Here is a 21622-nt window from a genome sequence, read left to right on the forward strand (position 1 = left end):
GACAAGCGGTGCTGCCTGTGGCCCCCGGACGCCGCGAACGGCATCCCACGCGTCGCCCTGCTGACCGTGGGGGCGGCCCGCGGCGCGTAGAACACATGTACCCCACGGGTGCGACGTTTTCCCGTCCCCAACCCGCCGCCGACGCCGCCACCAGGGCAAACCCGCGTTGTCCACAGGCGTTCGGTGGGGCGTCCCGGCCCGCCGCCCAGCCGGTACGCTCGACCCGTGGCACTCGGACTCCCTTCGATCCTTCCCGGATCACAGCCGTCGATCGGTGACCTGATCCGCGATGCGGGTCCGACCTTCTCGTTCGAGTTCTTCCCGCCCAAAACGCCCGAAGGCGAGGTGCAGCTGTGGCGCGCGATCCGCGAGCTCGAGCCGCTGCGGCCGTCGTTCGTCTCGATCACCTACGGCGCGGGCGGCACCACCCGGGACACCACGGTCGCGGTGACCGAGCGGGTGGCGACCGAGACCACACTGCTGCCGATGGCGCATTTGACGGCCGTCAACCACTCGGTGGCCGAGCTACGCAACGTGATCGGCCGGCTGGCCGGCGCCGGCATCCGCAACATCCTCGCCGTGCGCGGCGACCCGCCCGGCAACCCCAACGGGGAGTGGGTGCGCCACCCCGAGGGCGTCGACTACGCCGAAGATCTCGTCCGGATCATCCGCGAGTCCGGTGACTTCTGCGTCGGCGTGGCCGCCTTCCCCTACAAGCACCCGCGGTCGGCCGACGTCGCCAGCGACACCGAGCACTTCATCCGCAAGTGCCGCTCCGGCGCCGACTTCGCGATCACGCAGATGTTCTTCGACGGCGACGACTACCTACGGCTCCGCGACCGGGTGGCCGCCGCCGGCTGCGACACCCCGATCCTGCCCGGCGTCATGCCGGTGACCAGGATGAGCACGATCGCCCGCTCCGAGCAGCTATCGGGCGCGCCGTTCCCGCCGGCGCTGGCCGAGCAGTTCGCGCGGGTGGCCGACGATCCCGAGGCGGTGCGCCGGCTCGGCATCGAGCAGGCGAGCCAGATGTGCCGCCGGCTGCTCGACGAGGGCGTGCCCGGCATCCACTTCATCACGCTCAACCGGTCCACGGCGACGCGCGAAGTCTGGCAACACCTACGGGTCGACGCCGCGGTGTGACCGGCTCCTGTCCCGACGTGGACGACCTCCGAGCCGCGGCGGCCGCACGTGGTCGCAGGGCCGGCCTGGGTCGACAAATCGGGACAAAACCTAGACCGCCGATCGACGGTTGAGCTGAACGTGGGCACAAGGCTGGGTTGGCACGACTACGCGGCACGCTGGGCGGCGCTCCACGGGGGCTTCGACCCGCGCCAGGCCGGCATCGCTGTCCGCGGCTGGATCCGGCTGTCCTACGAGATCGGCTCGCGACTCGGCCGCCTGCGGATCAGCCCGACGGCGGTCACCACCGGCGGCCTCGCCCTCTGCGCGGCCACCCCGATCGCCGCCACCCGCGCGCCCGGCGGCCTGCTCACGGCCGCGATCCTGGTCCTCCTGGCCGCGGTGGCCGACAGCGTCGACGGCGCGGTCGCGGTCTCGACCGACCGCACGACCAGGCTGGGTTACGTCTACGACTCGGTCGCCGACCGCCTCGGCGAACTCTGCTGGCTGACCGCCTTCTGGGTAGCCGGCGCCCCGGCACCCCTGGTCTTCACGGCGGGCGCGCTCTCCTGGCTGCACGAGTACATCCGCGCCCGCGCCGCCGCGGCCGGCATGACCGAGATCGGCACGGTCACGGTCGGCGAACGCCCGAGCCGCGTCAGCGTCACCACGGTCGCCTTCCTGGCGGCCGCAGCCGCCGGCGGCCTCGACCGCGACCTGGTCCCGGGCACGCTCACGGTCTTCCTCGCGCTCTGGATCCTCCTGGCGGCCTTCGGCCTGACCCAACTCACCCGCGCGGTACGCCGCCACCTGCGCTGACGGGCTTTGCACGCCTTCGGCCAGTCTGACTTCACATAGCTTGAACGCGGAGATTCGGACGCGAGAAGCACTCGTACGAGTGATTTTTCGATCTAGCGCATTGTGTTCAGCAACTCCTAGACTGCCGGACACAGCATGTCGATTACTGCTCCGATGGCTTCGACGACAAGGTGGATCGTGACGTCTTCCAATGCGAGCGGGGATGCCGGTGACATCGTTCCTGTTCGGCCCTGGCACCAGCGACTGCTTGCGATCCCGACGCTTCCTGGCCCTGTCGAACAGTGGCTGCCGGATCTCGCGCTTACGTTGCAGGCGGTGTCGGCACGTGCGCATCGGGCGAACTCGACGATGTGGCGGGGCCAGCCTGCACAGGGCAAAGGCGACGTGCTGCTTCACCGCCTTGGCCCACTGGGCTTGGTGCGAAAGACGGAAGCGGGTGTCCTTCAACTTACGGATGCCGCTGATGTGTGGCTCCGTACTCGCAACGACGGCTATCTGATCAGTTTGCTCCACAGCAGGATCCGATTCGTCGGCGAGGCGCTTGCCGCGATCGCTGCGGGAGCGCGAACGCAGGAGAATTTGTTGGAAGTAGCTGCCAACAAATATGGCCTCGAATGGAGTTCTCTCGACCAGGTGCGGCGTCGTACTGGCTGGCTCCGTGCTGCACAGTTCGTCGCGAGATGGAGCTTCACCGAGGTCGCCGTCACTCCCGAGGGGTACGCGCTCCTCGATGCCCTCGAGCTCGCTGAACCTGCATCTATTTCGGCGGCCATTCCGGATCCGGCGGCGAAAGCAGCGCCGTCGAAGCCCAGCGCCCTCGTTGGCGAGTTGATCGGGCGGCTCGACGCCAAGCGTCTCGCGAGCCGTAAACGCAACATCGGGTTTGTGCCATCAAGGTCAGACACCGAATCGATCTTCGCTAGTCTCCACCAGCTTGCTACGCTGTGCAGCCCTCCGATTGCGCGACAGCGCTTCATCGATCTGTACAGGCAAGACTTCGGGCTCGCTGCTTCGTCCGCCGCGTCAACGCTCACCGCGCTCAAGGCCGCTGGGCTTATACGACAAGTAGGTTTCGAAACCTTCGAAGTAACTCCGTGGGCCCACGAATGGTTGGAGTCTTCTGAGCCACAGGATCTAGTCAGAATTCTGCACGCTCATGTCGTGCTGGTAGGAGAGCTGCTGCACTTAGCCGCCACGCCAGTCGAAGGATCTGCCTTCGTGTCCATGGCGAACACATCGTTCGGCCGTCGCGCGCCCAGCCGAGCAGAGATCAGCACCCGCTTACGTCTGCTCACCGCGGCAGGCCTGATGGCGAAGGTTACGTATACCAGTTACGTGACGACAGCCCTAGGCCGCGGATTCTTGGATTCGATTCCCGTCGAACAGATCGATACCACACCCCGTGAAGAAGTCATCGCAGTTGCTGCGGCTGAACCATCTGACGACCCACTCGAAATCTTGGTGGCGGAGCTCACAGATGCAGCGACGGACACTGCTGCATACACGCGATTTGAGCAAGCTGTGTGTGAGGCAATGGCGACGCTTGGCTTCCAAGCGACGCATCTGGGTCCGTCTGGCGATACCGACGTTCTGGTGTCCGCGTGGATGGCACCGGGCATGATCAGACGCTTCGTTGTCGACGCCAAGACCGGAAAGTCTGGCCAAGTTCTCGAAAGCGCAGTCGACTTCGATTCGCTGGAGGAGCATCGATTGCGCCACGAAGCCGACGGCATCGCTGTGGTAGGTCCGTCATTTCCAGAGGGCCGTTTTCAAGCGCGGGCCAGAAAACGGCGAGTACGCTTGATCGACATTGCTGCCCTTACGGAGTATCTGCGGCTGAACGCACGCACCCCGCTGGCGTCCAGCGCGCTCAGCAAGCTTTTCGATGTGGAGACGACAGAGCCGCATGCCCTGTGGGAGTCGTCGCTACGTCGCCAGACGGTGCTGCTCGGCGTAATGCGGACGCTTTGGATCGAGGCGAACAACGAGCGGGAGGTTGCGCACAGCGGGGGTGCTCTCGACAGCACAGCGTTGCGCTACCTGCTACGTGAGGATCTATATCCGGATCCGGACGAAATCAAAGACGCATTGGAGTTTTTGAGATCGCCGATGATGCGCTCGATTGAAATGGTGGGCGGCAAGTTCATCCCGTTGGAATCACCAGCCGTGACGTCGGCGAAGCTGACGGCACTGGGACGCGTGACAGATTTGCGGTCGTGAGCGCTGTGGTAGGTCAGGCCCGGCCGATCTCGCCCGCCACGATCCGGGCCGAGAGCGCCACCATCGGCAGGCCGCCACCAGGGTGGGTCGAGCCGCCGACCAGGTACAGACCGCGCACCGGGCCGCGGTTCGGTGGGCGCAGCAGGCCGCCCGCGGTGCCGTAGATCGCACCACCGGGTGCCCCCGCCGAACGCTCCAGCGACGCCGGCGTCAGCACCTCCCGGAACAGCACCCGATCACGGACGTCGACGCCGCGTGACGCGAGCACCGCCAGGATCCGGTCCGCGTACGCGGATGCCAGACCGCGCCTGTCCCAGTCGACCGCACCCACCCCGACGCCGTGCCGGGGCGCGTTGACCAGCACGAACCAGGCCTCGTGCCCGGCCGGCCGGATCAGCGGGTCGTCGGCGACCGTCACGAACACCGCCGGGTCCGCGGCCGGCCGGCCCGCGAACACCGCGTCGAACTCCGCGTCGTAGTCCGGCGGGAAGAACACCGTGTGGTGCGCCAGCCCAGGTGTACGCCCGGCGACGCCCAGCAACAGCACGAAACCCGCGAGGCTCCGGTCGGCGAGCCGGCCCAGCCGGCCCGGCGTCGGCAGCAGGTCCCGGTACAGCGTCACCGCGTCCACGTTGGACACCACCACGTCGGCCCGGACCACCGACGAGCCGACCCGTACGCCGGTCACCCGCCCACCCGCCGTCTCGACGGCGTCCACGGAAGCGCCCGTCCGGACCGTCACGCCCAGCGCCGCACACCGCGCGAGCAGCGCGTCGGCCAGCGTCCCCAGCCCACCCGGCAGGTACCAGCCCCCGAACGACAGCTCCGCGTACGGCACAGCCGCCAGTGCCGCCGGTGCGTGGCGGGGGTCGGCGCCCGTGTACGTCGCGTACCGGTCCAGCAGCATCCGCAGCCGCGGATCGCGCAGCCGCCGCCGGCCCAGGCCCCGCAGCGTCTGGCCCGGCGCCACCGCGGCCAGGTCGCCGAACCGCCACGCCAGGTTGGCCAGCGCCGCCGGCGAGTCGACCGGCCGGCGCAGGATGTCGCGCCACGACGCGTCCCACACCCGGCCCGCCCGCCGCCACAACCGCCGCCAGTCGGCCGCCGCCGCGGGTCCCAGCGCCGCGCCGATCCGGTCGGCGAACTCGGCCGGGTCCGCGCACGAGTCGAGCACCGTGCCGTCCGGGAACACGTGCCGGACCACGGGCGACAGCGGTACGAGAGCCGGCGGCTCCCCGCCGATGTCGGCGAACAACTCGTCGAACACCTGCGGCAGCGTCAGCAGGCTCGGCCCGGTGTCGAACCGGTAGGTGCCCTCGGGCCGGACCACCTCCCGCCGGCCGAGCTTGCCGCCCACCACCGCGGACCGCTCGAACACCGTGACCCGGTGGCCCTGGGCCGCCAGCCGCGCCGCGCAGGCCAGCCCGCCCACCCCGGCGCCGATCACCACAACCTCAGCCACGGGCACCACCACCCGACGGCACCACCGGCCGGCCACGCCAGGTCAGCGCGCCGCCGCGGCGCAGCCGGTAGGACCGCCGGACCAGCCAGGCGAACGCCAGCACCGACACCGGCTGCGCCAGTGCGTCCGGCCACCACCGCCCGCCCGTCGCCGCCGCGCCGGCCACCCGGCCCAGCACGCCGCACGCGTACCCGACGCCACCGGCGACCAGCACCGAGACCGACCCGGCCAGCAGCCCCGCGAGGACCAGCAGCACCGGCAGGACGTACACCAGGAGCAGCAACCCGACCACGGCCGCCGCGCCCGACGGTGCGCCGAACGACGCCCACAACGACTTGGAGTAGCCGGCGACCAGCGACGACCACGACTCGTACATCCGGCACGTCGCGACGCCCGACCCGTCCGCCAGCGCGATGCGGCCACCCGCGCGCTTCACCGCGCGGGCCAGCGCGATGTCCTCCAGGACCGACGACCGCACCGCCGCATGCCCGCCGGCGGCCCGATAGGCGTCACGGTCAGCCACCAGGAACTGCCCACCGGCCGCGGCCAGCGACGGCCGCGCCGACCGCTCGACCGCCCGCAACGGCAGGAACGTCAGCCACGACCACTGCAGCAACGGCTGCACGATCCGCTCACCCCACGAGCCGGCCACGATCCGGGGGTACGGGCTGAGCAGGCCGACCCCGGCCGAGCGCAGCAGGGCCGCCGCGCCCGCGACCGCCGTCGGGGCCAGCACCACGTCGGCGTCGACGAACACCAGGACGGTGGCGGCCGGGTCGGCGGCGTCGGCGAGTTGCTGGCAGGCGTGCGGCTTGCCGAGCCAGCCCGGCGGCAGCGGGGCGCCGGTCAGGAGCCGGACCCGGCTGTCCTCACCGGCCACCGCACGCACGACCGACGCGGTCCCGTCGGTGGAGCCGTCGTCGAGGACCAGGATCGACAGATCGGGTACGCCGCGCTGGTCCAGCAGCGACCGCAGGCACGGCGTGACCCGGTCGGCCTCGTCGCGCACCGGGAGCAGCACCGCGACCGGACCCGGGAAGTCGGTCGCCGACGGGCGGCGCAGCAGCCGCGCGTTGACCACGGCGTGCAGCGCCAGCGCGCCGGCCAGCGCCGCCGGCAGCCAGGCGAGCCCGCTCAGCGCGCTCATGCCCGTACCCACGGCATGGTCTTGACGTGCACCAGCGACGCGGCCAGCGGCAGCGCGACCAGGCCCATCGCCAGGGCACCCCAGGCCGCCGACGCGGGCAGCCCGAGGAACGCCGCGTGCGCCAGGATGCTGGAGAAATAGGTCCACAGATACAGCGCGTACATGGGCGCGTCGGGCCCTTTCGACGTCCCCCGCCGGGTGCTGAGCAGCGCCATCATCAGCAGCGCCACGACCAGCCAGCCCGCGTAGTTGCCGAGCGGAACCGACGACACCCCGGGCAGGCTCGGCGACGGGTCCGACCACGTCCAGTAACCCTCGGCGACCATCTGCGGATCGAGGAAGACGTCCCAGGCGGCCAGACCCACGCCGGCGACCACGATGCGGGCCGCCCGCCGGTGCACCAGCCGCACCGCGGCGAGCCAGGCGGGCCAGGCCATCCAGGTCCAGGCGAGCGGGATCACCCACGGCACGCCGGCGATCTTGGGACCGAGCGCGCCCGAGTACGTGTAGTCGCCGAACGGCCAGCCCGTCGCGACGCCCAGCCCCTCGACGAGCAGGCCGCCGCCGGTGGTGACGAGCACGAGGGCGCCGGCGGTACGCACGCCCCGGGTGAGTGCCGCGTGCCCGACCGAGAGCAGGAAGCCGAGGACGACCGTGGTGACGGTGACCGCCGCCCGCGCGCCGCCGCCGGTCAGGGGATAGCAGATCTGGGCGAGGATCAGCAGACCCAGCCCGTACCAGACAAGCCTGTTGGTCATTCCCCGGACGGCGCGCGCAGCGGCAGGTCGTGGCCGAGCACGGCGAAGGCGCGCTCGTCGCCCGGGAAGCGGAAGTCGCGCAGCACGTCGACGAACCCGAAGCTGCGGTAGAGGCGCCAGGCCCGGGACCGTTTCTCGTCGGCCTCCGGTGTGGACAGCAGGGTGGTCACGCCGGGCGCCATGGCGAGCAGCGTACGCAGTTGCCGGGCGCCCACGCCATGGCCCTGCGCCGCCGGGCGCACGTGCAGCTCGACGACCTCGAAGCAGTCCGTCAGCCAGCGCTTGCGCTGCTCCTCGGAGAGCGCGGCGCGGACCTGGTCGTGCCACCACTGCCCCGAGCCGGAGACGTAGCCGTAGCCGAAACCCGCGAGGTGGCCGTCGGTGGTGAGCGTCGCGACCGCGCGGAAGCCGGACCGGCGGACGTGGGTGGCGATGATCCCGCGCCGGGCCTCCATCAGCTCCGGCCGGTAGCCCATCGCCTCGCCGTAGACGGCCACCACGTCGTCGAGCCGACGCGCCAGGTCGTCGGGCTTCCACGGCACCAGCCTCATGCCGGATCGCTCCTTGTCGTCTGTGCCCAGCCGAGCACACCGCGGTCACCCATGATGCCGGACACCGCGAACCGGGCGAAAAGCTCCTCGGCGTACCAGCCGACCTGCTCCGTGCGCACGATAGCGGCACGATGCTCCGGCTGACGGTACGCGAAGGCGACCAGATCCGCCGTGCTTCGCCACACGGTCACCGTGCCCTGCCAACCGATCGGCGCCTCGCCGACGCCGAACCGGGCCAGCAGGCCGGGCGCGTCGGTCAGGGTCGCGGCGACCGGGGGGATCGCGCGCCAGAAGGTGGCCGCGCGGGTCGGCTTGAGACGGGCTCGGGTCAGGGCCAGGACCATGCCGTTCGTACGCGTATCGCTGGGTTCGAACGGTTGGTGGCCGCTCCAGGTGCCGCGGCTGGTGAGTGGGGTGAGGTCGATCCGGGCGTGGGCCTCGCTTCTTCTCGTCCAGGCCGTGATGACCTTCGGCTCCGTGGCTCTCGGCTCCTTGGCTCTCGGCTCCGTGGGTGTCGGATCGTGGACAAGGAGGGCCGCCCAGCGGGTCGGGTCGACGTCGCCCGGGCCGAAGCCGGTGCCGGTGCCCGTGCCGAGCAGCTTGGCGAAGCGGACGCCGGGGTGGCGGCGGAGGCGGGCGCGGTCGGTCGCCATCCGGACGAGCACCTCGGGCAGGGCGCGCCGGGGCATCCGCCAGACGTGCAGGGTGACGACGGGGTCCATCCCGCTCATTGTCGTCCTCGTTGTCGTCGTCCCTCCTCGTCGTCTCGTCGTCCCGTCTTGGTCAGGCGACGTCGGTGACGGTGCCGGAGGTGAGGCGTTCGAGCTCGGCCGGGGTGACGGGGAAGACGGCGTGCGCGATGCCGCCGGCGGCCCAGACCTCGGGGAACTGGAAAAGGGCGGTGTCGACCAGGGTACGCATGGCGGGGCGGCCGGGGTGGACCGGCGCGACGCCGCCGATGACCTGGCCGGTGTGCTCCCTGACGAACTCGGGCTTGGCGCGTCGTACGCGTTCGATGCCGTGCTCCTTGGCCACCCGGTCGGTGTCGACCCGGTAAGCGCCGCTGGTCAGCACGAGCAGCGGGGCGCCGTCGGCGTCGAAGACGAGGGAGTTGGCGATCTGGCCGACCTCGACGCCGAGCTGTGCCGCGGCCGCGGCGGCGGTGGGTGCGGCGTCGGTCAGGATGCGGACCTGGCTGGGGCGGCCGGCCGCGTCCCGGGCACCGGCGGCGTCAAGTAGCGCCTGAACAGCGGCGACGTTGGGGTGCTCCTGCATCGGGACACGATCTCATGCTGGTACGACGCTCGGGGACATCAGTCGACATCAGCGCGCGCCACGTTGCGTTTTTGTCGGACCCAAGGTGTACTCTTCTTCTTAGTTAGAACGCGTGTTCGATTGGCTCGCACACTCGTTCTGACGCTCCGGGAGGCGCGATTCGCGGCGCGGCTTCCGGGCAGTGCGGCTTCGCGGGCCGCACATCAGGCAGGACCGTCGTCCGCCGCCCTCGACCCCCGGGCGGTGGGCGACGGACCAGCCGACCTGCCGGTCGGGTGTGGTGTGGGGAAGCGTCACGCCCGACCGGCAACTAGCTCGACCGCTGCGCCTTCCTCCGCGGCGGGGCACGTCCTCACCGACTGCTGCACACGCGGAGGAGAACCATGACGACCAGCCCGGCCCAGGCGCCGACCGTGCCGGCACACGTGCTGCCGCACCGCACGCCGGCCCAGCTGCTCGCGATCGCCCGGCACGGGTTGGCGGAGGCGGCGCAGACCCGCCCCGACGGCCTGCGCTACGCCGCGGCCCACCTATCCGCCCTACGCGCGGCCGCGGCGATGCTCGCGGCCCGCGCCCGCCCGTCGCCGACCCGGCGCAACCGCATCACCAGCGTCTGGACGCTGCTCGTGATGGTCGCGCCCGAGCTCGACGAGTGGGCCACCTTCTTCGCCGCCGGCGCGACCAAGCGCGCCGCCGCCGAGGCGGGCATCCCGCGGGTGGTCACCGCCCGCGAGGCCGACGACCTGCTCCGCGCCGCCGAGCAGTTCGTGGGCGTGGTCGAGGTCGCGCTGGGCATCTCGCACCAGCCCGCACTCGACGGCCTGGCCGCCTGACCAGCACATAACGACACGGCACCAACAGCACAACCAGCACAACCAGCACGACGGGGGTGAGCGCATGGCGGGGCAGATGACGCTGGGATCAGCGGCCTTGTCAGGTCTGGTCAGGCCGGCCAGCGCCGCACCCGACGACGCGCACCGCACCCTGCCGGTGCCGGCCGAGCTGCGCGGGCTGCTGCCCGGCCGGGGCCTCCGGCGCGGCAGCACCGTGGCGGTCGGCGCCGGCTCGCGGTCGCCCAGCGGCGGCACGTCGCTGGTCTACGCGCTGATCGCCGAGGCGTCCCGGGCCGGTTCCTGGTGCGCGGTGGTGGGCGTCCCGGCGTTCGGCGCGGTCGCGGCCGCCGACGGCGGCGTCGCCCTCGACCGGCTGGCCCTGGTGCCCAACCCGGGCCCCGAGTGGGCCACGGTGGTCGCCGCCCTGATCGACGGCGTCGACGTGGTGGTGCTCGCGGTGCCGGGCCCGGGCGCGGTCTCCGGCTCGGTCACGGCCCGCCTCGCGGCCCGCGCCCGGCAACGCGGCAGCGTCCTGGTGCCCTACGGGCACTGGGACGGCGCCGACCTCACCCTGCGGGTCACCCGCGGCCGCTGGGAGGGCCTGTCCGCCACGGGCCGCGGCCGCCTCCGCCGCCGCGAGGTCACGATCGTCGCCCGCGGCCGCGGCGCGGCCACCCAACCCCGCGAGATCACCGTCTGGATGCCGGGCTTCCGCCCACTGACCGGCACGGTCGCCATCGCACCCCTCGAGCCCATCGCCCTACCGTCGCTGCACGCGGTCCGCGACCCGGCCACGCCCGCGCCCCCTCCGGGCACCGCGGCGACGCGCGCCCGCCCGGCGGCCTCGCCGGGTCCGTCGTCGGGTGCGGGTGACCGGGCCGCGGGGGTCGCGGTCCCCGGCGGCGCCGGGGACGGCGGCCCGGACACGCCGGCCGCCGCAGCCGAGTCGACGCCGCCTGCTCCGGGAGGCGGGTCACCTTCGGGCGTCCCGACGCCCCTGGGGGAGACCGCCGCTGACCAGGCCGACCCGTGGGCGGTTCCGGGCCGGTCGGCCGGAAACGGCCCGCGCCCGTCCGCCACGCACGCGGACGCGGACGACCGCCCCCGCCTCAAGCTCGTCGGCGGCGGGGTCCGATGACCACGACCAGACGAACCCCCACCACCACCCGCCGCCGGACCACGAGGCCGGACCCGACGACCGCGCCGGAGCCGACCGCCCGGGGCGGTGCGGAGGTCGCCGATCTGATGAGCACCCTGGCCGCCGCCGGCGGCGGCCAGGACATGGCGGGTGGTGCGGGCGGCTCCGGCGCCGTGCGCACCGCGGAAGCCGCGGATCGTGCGGGTGGCCGGCGTGCCACGGCCCGTGCGGATCGTGCGGGTGGCCCGGACGTCGTGGGCACGTCGGGTGCCGCGGATCGTGCGGGTGCCGCGGGCAGGCCGCGCGCGGCCCGCGCGGGCGGTGTGGGTGCCGGGGATCGTGCGGGTGGTCCGGGTGCTGCGGGCAGGCCGGGTGCCGCGGACCGTGCGGTCGGTGTGGGTGCCGCAGGCAGGGTGGGTGGCTCGGGCGCCCGGCGGGTCGACGCTGGTCGGGGTGGGGGCGGCGAGGGCGCGGTGGCGCGTACCGCTGTGCTCTGGTGTCCTGACTGGCCCGTCATCGCGGCCGAGATCGTCGACGGGGTGGCGGCTACCGGGCCCGTCGCGGTGTTGCATGCCAATCGGGTCGTGGCGGCGTCCGAGGCGGCGCGGGGCGAGGGTGTGCGGCGCGGGTTGCGCAAGCGGGAAGCGCAGAGCCGGTGTCCGGGGCTGGTCGTGGTCGACCACGATCCGGCCCGTGACGCGCGGGCGTTCGAGCCGGTCGTCGCGGCCGTGGAGGAGATGGTCGCCGGGGTCGAGGTGGTCCGGCCGGGGGTGTGCGGGTTCGCGGCGCGGGGGCCGGCCCGGTACTTCGGTGGCGAGGAGCCCGCGGCCGAGCGGATCGTCGAACACGTCGCGCAGGCCTGCGGGGTGGAGAGCCAGGTGGGGGTCGCCGACGGTGGGTTCGCCGCCGGGCTCGCGGCTCGGGAAGGGTTGATCGTCCCTAGTGGGGAGACGATCGCCTTTCTGGCCGGGCGGCCGGTGGAGGCGTTGGCCCGGCCCGCGCTCACCGAGCTGCTACGGCGGCTCGGCATCACGAACCTCGGCGCGTTCGCCGGGCTGGCCCGCGGCGACGTGTTGGCGCGGTTCGGGTTCGACGCCGCGCTGGCGCACCGGCTGGCCTCGGGCGGCGACGAGCGGCCCCTGGCGGTCCGGCAGCCGCCGCCGGACCTGGAGGTCAGCGAGGACTACGGCGACGATCCGCTGGAGCGGGTCGACGTGGCCGCGTTCGCCGCCCGGATGCTCGCGGAGCGGCTGCACGAGCGGCTGGCCGGCTACGGGCTGGCCTGCACCCGGCTCGCCATCGGCGCGGTCACCGCGCACGGCCAGGAGCTGCACCGGGTCTGGCGGCACGACGGGCTGCTGACCACCGCCGCGATCGCCGACCGGGTGCGCTGGCAGCTCGACGGGTGGCTGTCGGGGACCGCCGGCCGCGGCGCGCGGAGCGCACCCGCCCGGCCGACCGCCGGCCTCATCCGGCTGCGCCTCGTGCCGGAAGGCGTGCTCCCGCACGCCGGCCTCCAACCCGGCCTGTGGGGTGAGACGGGGGAGGAGAAGGAGCGGGCACACCGGTCGTTCAACCGGATCCAGGGCATCCTCGGCCCCGAGTCGGTGGTCACCGCCGTGCTCGGTGGTGGCCGGTCGCCGGCCGACCAGGTACGCCTGGTGCCCTGGGGCGACGAGCTGTCCCCGGCCCGACCCGCCGCGCCCTGGCCCGGGCGGCTGCCGGCGCCGGCGCCCGCGCTGGTCCTGCCGGCCCCACTCCCGGCGACTGTCCGCGACGCGCGCGGTGAGCCCGTCGGGGTCTCCGCCCGGCTGCTGGTCACCGCCGCCCCGGCCCGCCTCACGATCGGCAACGGGCCGCCCGCCGAGATCGTCGGCTGGACCGGCCCCTGGCCGGTCGACGAACGCTGGTGGGCACCCACCGAGGCTCGCCGCCGCGCCCGCTTCCAGGTCGCTCTCGCCGACGGCAGCGCCTTCCTGCTCTCCCTGGCCGGCGGCCAGTGGTCGGTGGAGGCGATCTATGACTAGAGCGAACCAGTTCGCAAGGTCATCTCGATGTAACGGGTATGACGACGCGGACCCGGCAGCGAAGCGCAGCGAGCGGTGCCCGGCGGGAGCGACGGTCCGGACCACCGCGGGCCCGGGACCAGATCCTGATCTCCTGGCTCCTGCTACTGCGGGGGCTCCTGATGGGCTTCAATAACCCCGGGATCTCGTGGTCGCAGCTGGAAGGGACGCTCTCCGGCCGCCGCCACCTGCACGTCGTCGACCCGCTGGCCGTTGATGCCGACGGCGGCGACTCACCGGCGTGGACCCGCAAGCGCCAGCCCTACGTCCCGCCGGAGCCGTCGTCCGGCCAGGACGCCGACACCGTGCCCTACGCCGAGCTGCACTGCCACTCCAACTTCAGCTTCCTCGACGGGGCGAGCCATCCCGAGGAGCTGGCCGAGGAGGCGCGGCGGCTCGGGCTGACCGCGCTCGCCATGACCGACCACGACGGCTTCTACGGCGTGGTCCGCTTCTCCGAGGCGGCGCGGGCGCTGGGGCTGCCGACCATCTTCGGCGCCGAGATGTCGCTGTCCGAGGGGGTGCGGGGCCGGGACACCGTGATCCGCTCGGGCGAGCCCGACCCGCACGGGCGGCACCTGCTGGCGCTCGCGCACGGCACCGAGGGCTACGCGCGGCTGTCGTCGGTCATCGGGCAGGCCCAGCTCGACGGCGGTGAGAAGGGCCGACCCGACTACGGCACGCTGGAAGACGTCGCCGAGCAGCTCCGCGACCACGTGCTGGTGCTCACCGGGTGTCGCAAGGGGACGGTGCCGGCGGCGCTGCTCACCGAGGGGGTCGACGCGGCCGCGCGCGAGCTCGACCGGCTGGCCCGGCTGTTCGGGGCCGACAACGTCGCGGTCGAGCTGACCGACCACGGCGACCCGTCCGACGGTGACCGCAACGACGCGCTGGCCGCGCTCGCCGCCGCGCGTGGGCTGCCGACGATCGCGACCAACAACGTCCACTACGCCACGCCGGCGCGGCGGCGGCTGGCGACCGCGCTCGCGGCGGTCCGGGCCCGGCGCAGCCTCGACGAGATCGACCCGTGGCTGCCCGCGGCGGCGACCGCGCACCTGCGCACGGGCGCCGAGATGGCGCAGCGGTTCGCGGCCTACCCGGGTGCCGTGGCCCGGGCCGCCGAATACGGGCGTGACCTCGCGTTCGACATCCAGCTCGTGGCACCGAAGCTGCCCGACTACCCGGTGCCCGACGGGCGCAGCGAGATGGACCACCTCCGCAGGCTGACCATGGAGGGGGCGCTGGTCCGCTACGGGCCGCGGGAGGCGCATCCGGACGCCTACCGCCAGCTCGACTACGAGCTCGACATGATCGAGCAGCTCGGCTTCCCGGGCTATTTCCTGGTCGTCTACGACATCGTCACGTTCTGCCGCGACAACAAGATCTACTGCCAGGGGCGGGGGAGCGCCGCCAACTCCGCGGTCTGCTACGCGCTGTGGATCACCAACGTCGACGCCGTCCAGCACGGGCTGCTGTTCGAGCGGTTCCTCGCCCCGGAGCGCGACGGGCCGCCCGACATCGACGTCGACATCGAGTCCGACCAGCGGGAAAAGGTCATCCAGCACGTGTACGCGAAATACGGCCGGCGGCACACCGCGCAGGTCGCCAACGTGATCTCCTACCGGCCGCGGTCGGCGGTGCGCGACATCGCCAAGGCGTTCGGGTTCTCGCCCGGCCAGCAGGACGCGTGGAGCAAGCAGATCGACCGGTGGGGCTCGGTCGCCAAGGTCGACGTCGACGACATCCCGGAGCACGTCGTCGACTTCGCCAACGAGCTGCAGACGTTCCCGCGCCACCTGGGCATCCACTCGGGCGGCATGGTGATCTGCGACCGGCCGATCATCGAGGTCTGCCCGGTCGAGTGGGGCCGGATGCCGGGCCGCACCGTGCTCCAGTGGGACAAGGACGACTGCGCCGCCGTCGACCTGGTCAAGTTCGACCTGCTCGGGCTCGGCATGCTCTCCGCGCTGCGCTACGCGTACGACATGATCGAAGACGATCTCGACATCAGCACGATGCCGCTCGACGACCCCGAGATCTACGACATGCTGTGCCGGGCCGACTCGGTCGGGGTGTTCCAGGTCGAGAGCCGGGCCCAGATGGCGACGCTGCCGCGGCTGAAACCCCGGGTGTTCTACGACCTGGTGGTCGAGGTCGCGCTGATCCGGCCCGGCCCGATCCAGGGCGGCTCGGTGCACCCCTTCATCCGCCGCAAGAACGGCCAGGAGCAGTGGCAGCACGACCACCCGCTGATGGCCAAGGCGCTCGACAAGACGCTCGGGGTGCCGCTGTTCCAGGAGCAGCTGATGCAGCTCGCCATCGACGTGGCCGGCTTCGACCCGTCCGAGGCCGACCAGCTGCGCCGGGCGATGGGGTCCAAGCGGTCCACCGAGAAGATGGCGCAGATCCGCGACCGGCTCTACACCGGCATGGCCGAGCGGGGCATCACGGGTGCGCTGGCCGACGACATCTACCTCAAGCTGTCGGCGTTCGCGAGCTACGGCTTCCCCGAGAGCCACGCGATGAGCTTCGCCTACCTGGTCTACGCGAGCTCGTGGCTCAAGCGCTACCACCCGGCCGCGTTCCTCGCCGCGCTACTCAACGCCCAGCCGATGGGCTTCTACTCGCCGCAGACCCTGACCGACGACGCCCGCCGGCACGGGGTCGAGGTGCGCCGGCCCGACATCAACGCCAGCAACGCCCAGGCGGTCCTGGAGTCCACGAAGGACACCCGCTGGGGCAGTGCGCCCGGCGAGCCGCCGCACCGCTGGGGGCTGGGCGGTCCGGCGGTCCGGATCGGCCTGTCCGGCGTCCGCACGATCGGCAGCGACCTGGCCGAGAAGATCGAGCGGGAGCGGGTGGAGTCCGGGCCCTACCGCGACATGTCCGACCTGGCCCGCCGGGTCGGCCTCACCACGGCCAACATGGAGGCACTGGCCACCGCCGACGCCTTCGCCTGCTTCGGCCTGACCCGGCGCGAGGCCCTGTGGGCGGCCGGCGCGGCGGCCCAGGAGCGCCCCGGCCGACTACCGGGCACGACCGCGGCCACCCAGGCGCCACCGCTGCCGGGCATGGACGAGGTCGACCGCCTGGTCGCCGACGTCTGGGCCACCGGCCTGTCACCCGACAGCCACCCGGCCCAGTTCATCCGCCCGCAACTGGCGGCGATCGGGGCGATCCCGATCGCCCGCCTGGGCCGCTACGAACACGGCCAACGCGTCCGCGTCGGCGGCATCGTCACCCACCGCCAACGCCCGGCCACCGCGGGCGGGGTCACGTTCATCAACCTGGAGGACGAGACGGGCATGCTCAACGTCACGTGCTCGCAGGGGCTGTGGCAGCGCTACCAGCGGGTGGCCCGTCGCAGCGCGGCCCTGGTCGTACGCGGGCGCCTGGAGATGGCCGAGGGGGTGGTCAACCTCCGCGCGGACCGGCTCGACGCCATCACGCCACCGGTCACGCCGGCCTCCCGCGACTTCCGCTGACCAGCGGCTGCCCGCCGGGCCCGCGCGTCGGTCAGGCGTCCTTCACCGGCCCCAGCAGCGAGTCCGCCATCGTCTCGCCGAGCCACCTCTCGAAGTGGTCCAGCGACCACCCCCTCCGCCGGACCAACCGATACAGAACATCCGGAGAAGTCAGAGTCCACAGAATGTCGGCCGCATCCTCCACCGACAGCCCGGCCCGCAGACCGAACCGGCTCGCCACGTGCCGGGCGATGTTGGTCGTGCCGACGGCCCGTTCGCTCTCGATCGTGTCGATGAACGCCCGCACCTCACGATCACCCGCCGCCCCCTCGGTCAGCAGGATCGGCACCAGCGGCCCGATCCGTTCGTAGATCTCCCGGCTCATCCGGGCGTACAACCGCATCGCCTCGCGGCCGTCCTCGCTGGCGCGCAGGGCGCGGCCGGTCGGGCGTTCGATCATGGGGATCGGGTCGGTGTCGCCCGCGATCGTCACGTCGTAGACCGCCTTGAGCACCGCCGCCTTGCCGCCGACCGTGTTGTAGACCGTCTGGACGCTCACCTTCGCCCGCGCCGCGATCGCCTCGACCGTCGTGCCGTTGTAGCCGCGGCGGACGAACAGGGCGCGGGCCGCGTCGAGTACCCGCTGCCGGGTGGCCCGGGACTGCTCGGCGCGGACCGCACTCTGATAGCGCCGCGTGGTCACCCCACCGATTCTTCCAGCCCGCTACCGCGCCGCGGGCAGACCGAAACCCGCCGGTCGCGGGCGGGGGAGCGAGCCGACCTGCCAGAGGACACCGATCTCGTCCCGGATGCCCCAGTGCTCGACCAGCAGCCCGCCGGCCTCGCGGTAAAGATGCATGGTGTGCATCGCGTACGGCTTGCCTGTCGGCGTGAACCCCAGCATGTCGACCTCGTTGACCCCGTGCGCGGTGGCCCGGATCGCCACCTTGTCGCCGGCGGCCACCACGTCGTGCACCTCGTAGCGGATCCGCAGCGCGCGCGTCACGTACCCGAGGATCTCCAGATAGCCCGCCCGCCCCTGCGGCGCCCACGGCGGCGCGCCGTGGTCGACGAAATCCGGGGCGACGAGCGGGCCGACAGCAGCGATGTCACCGGCGTTCATGGCGTCGAGCACCCCACGGGCGAGCTTCTCGGCAAGCGTCATTCTGACCTCCGTTCACTGGAAGCACCATCAATTGACTGGAACAACGATCCAGCCAAAGCCGGCCCGTACGCAATGAAACTGGAGTGATCCGCGCGGCGCCTCCACCCAAACCGGGATCGCCGCAGCGCACCGGTGCGGCACGCGACCGTTAGGCTCGGCGCGTGGAGCGAACAACGGTCCGTCCCGGCCCTCGCACCGCGGTCGTCTGGCAGGTGCTGCGCCGCGAGCTCGACCGTGCCCCCGACGGCGGGCTCACCATCCTCGACGTCGGCGGTGGCACCGGCGGCTTCGCCGTGCCGCTGGCCGAGGCCGGCCACCGCGTCACCGTCGTCGACGCCAGCCCGGACGCGCTCGCGGCGCTCAACCGCCGCGCCGCCGAGGCGGGCGTCGCGCCCCGCGTACGCGCGGTCCAGGGCGACGGCGACGCGCTGACCGGCCTGGTCACCCCGGGTTCGGTGGACCTGGTGCTCTGCCACGCCGTCCTCGAGGTGGTCGACGACCCGCGCGGCGTCGTCACCGCGATCGCCGCCGCCCTGCGCCCCGGCGGTGCCGCCTCGGTGCTGGTCGCCTCCCGGGCCGCCGCGGTGCTGGCCCGCGCCACCGGCGGCAACCTCGCCGCCGCGGCCGCGCTGCTCGCCGACCCGGACGGCCGCACCGGCCCGCGCGACACGCTGCGCCGCCGCTACGACGCCGACGGGGCCGCCGACCTGCTCCGAGACGCGGGTCTCGCGATCGAGGACGTCCACGGCGTACGCGTCCTGGCCGACCTGGTCCCGGCCGCCGCCGCCGACGCGGACCCGCGCACCCTGCTCGACCTGGAGCTGGCCGCCGCCACCCGACCGCCGTACCGGGACATCGCCGCCCAGCTGCACCTGCTCGCCCGCCGCCCCGCCGACCCGGTATGAGCCAGCCTGACCGGAGGGCGGCGGAGGCATGAGCGAGTTCGACCAGGTCCTGCCGAGGTACGGCGCCGACAGCCTGATGGACGTGCTGCCGAGCGCGCTGGCCCAGCTCGGCGTGCCCGGCTGCACCGACGTCCTCGGCCTGGAGCTCGACGGCGTACGCCGGATCGCCATCCTGCTGATCGACGGCCTCGGCTGGCACCAGATCCCGACCGCGGCCCCGTACGCGCCGACCCTGGCCGACCTCGCCGCCCGCGCACCCCGGATGATCACGACGGGCTTCCCGTCGACGACCCCCACGAGCCTGGTCTCCTTCGGCACGGGCGTCGGCCCGGGCACGCACGGCGTACTCGGCTTCCGCGTCGCGATCCCCGGCACCGACACCGTCCTGACCCACACGCACTGGCGCACCGACCCGGACCCGGCGGTCTGGCAGCCGGTTCCGACGCTGTTCGAGCGCGCCGCCGCGGCCGGCCTGACCGTCAGCGTCGCCAACCGCCCCGAGTTCGCCGCCAGCGGCCTGACCCTGGCGGCCAACCGCGGCGCCGCGTACCAACCGGCCTCCGACGTCGACGAACTGGCCGCCGCCGTCGTGGCCGGCCTCGGCCACCCGGGCGCGCCACCGGCGCTGTCCTACGGCTACTTCCCGGACCTCGACCGCTACGGCCACGTCTTCGGCGTCGACTCGGACCCGTGGCGCGAGGCCGCGGCCGCCGTCGACCGCCTGCTCGACCGGGTGCTCGACGGCCTGCCCCCGGACGCCGCGCTGCTGGTCACCGCCGACCACGGCCAGCTCGACGTGCCGCCGCACCACCGCTTCGACTTCGACGCGGACGCCCGCCTGCGCGCCGGCGTGCGGGCGGTCGCGGGCGAGCCGCGGGTCCGCTACCTGCACACCCTGCCGGGCGCGACCGACGACGTCCTGGCCACCTGGACCGAGATCCTCGGCGACGCGGCCTGGGTCGCCCACCGCGACGAGGTCATCGCCCAGGGCTGGTTCGGCCCCGTGCCGGACTGCAACATCGCCCGCATCGGCGAGGTGGTGGCCATCTGCCACGGCACCCACGCGGTCGTCGCCCCCACCTCCGAACACGCGATCAAGGCGATGCTGATCGCTTACCACGGCGCGTACTCGGCGGTCGAGATGGAGATCCCCCTCCTGATCTCCCGCGCCCGCCCCTAACGCGGGCGTCGAAGACCCGATAAGACAAAGGATCAAGGACTCCTGTCCCGGGTCCGCGGTGGTCCGGACCGTCGCTCCCGCCGGACACCGCTCCGCTTCGCTCCGCTGCCAGGTCCGCGGTTCACAACCAAACGGCGCTCAGGACCGGCCGGTTTCGTCGTACCCCCTGGTTAGCCTGTCTTGCGTGGGACGTAGTGCGGTGGTGCCGCGTGGGGGTGACCCGCGGTTCGGGCCCGGTGCCGACGACACCGGCTGTCCGATCCTGCACGTCGACATGGACGCGTTCTTCGCGTCGGTCGAGGTGCGCAAGAGACCCGACCTGGCCGGGCGGCCCGTCGTGGTCGGGGGCATCGGGCCGCGCGGGGTGGTGAGCTCGGCCAGCTACGAGGCCCGGGAATACGGCGTGCGCAGTGCGATGCCGACCGCGCGGGCGCGGGCGCTCTGTCCCGGGGCGGTGTTCCTACCGGTGGACGGTGCCGCCTACGGGGAGGCGTCGCGGGCGGTGATGGCGATCTTCCACGACATCACGCCGCTGGTGGAGCCGCTCTCCGTCGACGAGGCGTTCCTCGACGTGGCCGGCGCGGGGCGGTTGCTCGGGTCGCCCTCGGCCATCGCGGAGCTGATCCGGCGGCGGGTCGCCGAGGAGCAGGGGTTGAGCGCCTCGGTGGGGGTCGCGTCGACCAAGTTCGTGGCCAAGCTCGGGTCCGCGCGGGCCAAACCCGACGGCGTGGTCGTCGTGCCGCGCGACCAGGTGCTCGAGTTCCTCCACCCGCTGCCGGTCGACGCCCTCTGGGGCGTGGGGGAGAAGGCGGCCGAGGTGCTCCGCCGGCTCGGGCTCGCCACCGTGGGCGCGGTGGCCGAGGCACCGGTCGGGATGTTGCGGGGCGCGCTCGGCGACGCGGCCGCGGCGCACCTGCACGAGCTCGCCTGGGGACGCGATCCGCGCCGGGTGACCGTCGAGCACGTCGAAAAATCGATCGGGGCCGAGGTTACTTTCGACACCGACGTCGCTGATTCCGAAGTGATCAAGCGGGCGCTGCTGGAACTGTCGACGAAGGTCGGTGAGCGACTACGCCGGGCCGGGCAGGCCGGGCGCACGGTCTCGATCAAGGTGCGGCTGGCCGACTTCCGCACCGTCAACCGCTCGCGCACCATGGGCACCGCGACCGACGTGGCGCGCGAGATCTTCGCGACCGCGTGGGCGCTCTACCAGGCACTTCGACCCGGCGACCGGGTCAGGTTGGTGGGCGTGCGGGTCGAGGGGCTGACGGGTGCGTCGGGGGCCGCGCGGCAGCCTGAGCTGGGTGCGCCGGAGCGCGGGTGGCGCGAGGCGGAAGCGGCCGCTGATGCCGCCGCTGCCCGTTTCGGGCGATCTGTGGTCCGACCGGCCAGCCTCCTCACGGGCGAACGGATGGAAATTCGACCCCGGCCGTCGGTCGTCCCGCTTTCCGACCCGCGAAGCCCCTCGTAGACTTGCGGGTAAGCAGTCGCTTGACTGTCACGGTCTGTCGGCCCGC

The 21622-nt window shown here is 72.9% G+C and carries 17 protein-coding genes and 1 pseudogene; 10 read left to right on the forward strand and 8 right to left on the reverse strand.

Annotated elements, in window-relative coordinates; translation table 11 throughout:
• Window positions 1-225: 225 nt before the first annotated feature.
• The 3 genes from metF (at window position 226) to Asi02nite_RS31590 (ending at window position 4161) form a co-directional block, all read left to right on the forward strand.
• Window positions 226-1143, forward strand: coding sequence for a methylenetetrahydrofolate reductase [NAD(P)H] (gene metF, locus Asi02nite_RS31580; protein ID WP_203717660.1), 918 nt, complete (start codon window positions 226-228; stop codon window positions 1141-1143).
• A gap of 120 nt (window positions 1144-1263) precedes the next feature.
• Window positions 1264-1941, forward strand: a complete 678-nt coding sequence (locus Asi02nite_RS31585; protein ID WP_203717661.1) for a CDP-alcohol phosphatidyltransferase family protein — start codon at window positions 1264-1266, stop codon at window positions 1939-1941.
• A 177-nt stretch (window positions 1942-2118) separates the two neighbouring features.
• A complete protein-coding gene (locus Asi02nite_RS31590; RefSeq protein WP_203717662.1) occupies window positions 2119-4161 on the forward strand; it encodes a restriction endonuclease in 2043 nt (680 codons plus the stop codon).
• 13 nt (window positions 4162-4174) lie between these two features.
• Here Asi02nite_RS31590 and Asi02nite_RS31595 read toward each other — a convergent pair whose 3' ends face one another.
• From Asi02nite_RS31595 to Asi02nite_RS31620, 6 genes are all read right to left on the reverse strand, one after another.
• Window positions 4175-5623, reverse strand: coding sequence for a phytoene desaturase family protein (locus Asi02nite_RS31595; protein ID WP_203717663.1), 1449 nt, complete (start codon window positions 5621-5623; stop codon window positions 4175-4177).
• The gene (locus Asi02nite_RS31600; RefSeq protein WP_203717664.1) at window positions 5616-6770 is read right to left on the reverse strand and encodes a glycosyltransferase family 2 protein; all 1155 of its coding nucleotides are present in this window, start codon (window positions 6768-6770) and stop codon (window positions 5616-5618) included. Before Asi02nite_RS31600 ends, Asi02nite_RS31595 begins: the two co-directional genes overlap by 8 nt.
• Window positions 6767-7528 (reverse strand): carotenoid biosynthesis protein, encoded by a 762-nt coding sequence (locus Asi02nite_RS31605; RefSeq protein WP_203717665.1) that lies wholly within the window; start codon window positions 7526-7528, stop codon window positions 6767-6769. The genes Asi02nite_RS31600 and Asi02nite_RS31605 overlap by 4 nt, the downstream gene beginning before the upstream one ends.
• Window positions 7525-8079 carry a GNAT family N-acetyltransferase gene (locus Asi02nite_RS31610; protein WP_203717666.1) on the reverse strand — a complete coding sequence of 185 codons (555 nt, stop codon included), beginning with the start codon at window positions 8077-8079 and terminating at the stop codon, window positions 7525-7527. Before Asi02nite_RS31610 ends, Asi02nite_RS31605 begins: the two co-directional genes overlap by 4 nt.
• Window positions 8076-8801 (reverse strand): monooxygenase, encoded by a 726-nt coding sequence (locus Asi02nite_RS31615; protein ID WP_203717667.1) that lies wholly within the window; start codon window positions 8799-8801, stop codon window positions 8076-8078. Before Asi02nite_RS31615 ends, Asi02nite_RS31610 begins: the two co-directional genes overlap by 4 nt.
• Before the next feature lie 61 nt (window positions 8802-8862).
• Window positions 8863-9354 carry a YbaK/EbsC family protein gene (locus tag Asi02nite_RS31620; protein WP_203717668.1) on the reverse strand — a complete coding sequence of 164 codons (492 nt, stop codon included), beginning with the start codon at window positions 9352-9354 and terminating at the stop codon, window positions 8863-8865.
• Between the two features lie 383 nt (window positions 9355-9737).
• On the opposite strand from Asi02nite_RS31620, the gene Asi02nite_RS31625 reads away from it, so the two are divergent.
• From Asi02nite_RS31625 to Asi02nite_RS31640, 4 genes and pseudogenes are all read left to right on the forward strand, one after another.
• Window positions 9738-10187, forward strand: a complete 450-nt coding sequence (locus Asi02nite_RS31625; RefSeq protein WP_203717669.1) for an SAV_6107 family HEPN domain-containing protein — start codon at window positions 9738-9740, stop codon at window positions 10185-10187.
• A 64-nt stretch (window positions 10188-10251) separates the two neighbouring features.
• Window positions 10252-11019: pseudogene (gene imuA', locus Asi02nite_RS31630) on the forward strand (DnaE2-dependent mutagenesis accessory factor ImuA'); the annotation flags it as partial.
• A 779-nt stretch (window positions 11020-11798) separates the two neighbouring features.
• Window positions 11799-13352, forward strand: a complete 1554-nt coding sequence (locus tag Asi02nite_RS31635; protein ID WP_203717680.1) for a DNA polymerase Y family protein — start codon at window positions 11799-11801, stop codon at window positions 13350-13352.
• Window positions 13353-13513: 161 nt separating this feature from the next.
• Window positions 13514-16876: an error-prone DNA polymerase gene (locus Asi02nite_RS31640; protein WP_203717681.1), complete on the forward strand. Its 3363-nt coding sequence runs from the start codon at window positions 13514-13516 to the stop codon at window positions 16874-16876.
• A gap of 31 nt (window positions 16877-16907) precedes the next feature.
• Here Asi02nite_RS31640 and Asi02nite_RS31645 read toward each other — a convergent pair whose 3' ends face one another.
• Together Asi02nite_RS31645 and Asi02nite_RS31650 are read right to left on the reverse strand one after the other, a co-directional pair.
• On the reverse strand, window positions 16908-17558 hold the full coding sequence (locus Asi02nite_RS31645) for a TetR/AcrR family transcriptional regulator (protein ID WP_203717670.1): 651 nt from the start codon (window positions 17556-17558) through the stop codon (window positions 16908-16910).
• Between the two features lie 21 nt (window positions 17559-17579).
• Complete coding sequence (locus tag Asi02nite_RS31650) at window positions 17580-18020, reverse strand: ester cyclase (RefSeq protein ID WP_203717671.1); 441 nt, start codon at window positions 18018-18020, stop codon at window positions 17580-17582.
• A 161-nt stretch (window positions 18021-18181) separates the two neighbouring features.
• Between Asi02nite_RS31650 and Asi02nite_RS31655 the strand changes: the two genes are divergently transcribed.
• From Asi02nite_RS31655 to dinB, 3 genes are all read left to right on the forward strand, one after another.
• Window positions 18182-18925, forward strand: a complete 744-nt coding sequence (locus tag Asi02nite_RS31655) for a methyltransferase domain-containing protein (protein ID WP_203717672.1) — start codon at window positions 18182-18184, stop codon at window positions 18923-18925.
• 28 nt (window positions 18926-18953) lie between these two features.
• Window positions 18954-20105, forward strand: coding sequence for an alkaline phosphatase family protein (locus tag Asi02nite_RS31660; RefSeq protein ID WP_203717673.1), 1152 nt, complete (start codon window positions 18954-18956; stop codon window positions 20103-20105).
• A 184-nt stretch (window positions 20106-20289) separates the two neighbouring features.
• On the forward strand, window positions 20290-21576 hold the full coding sequence (dinB, locus tag Asi02nite_RS31665) for a DNA polymerase IV (RefSeq protein WP_203717674.1): 1287 nt from the start codon (window positions 20290-20292) through the stop codon (window positions 21574-21576).
• The last annotated feature ends 46 nt before the right edge of the window (window positions 21577-21622 follow it).

Origin of the sequence: Asanoa siamensis (genome assembly GCF_016862555.1) — a bacterium.
Lineage (GTDB): Bacteria > Actinomycetota > Actinomycetes > Mycobacteriales > Micromonosporaceae > Asanoa > Asanoa siamensis.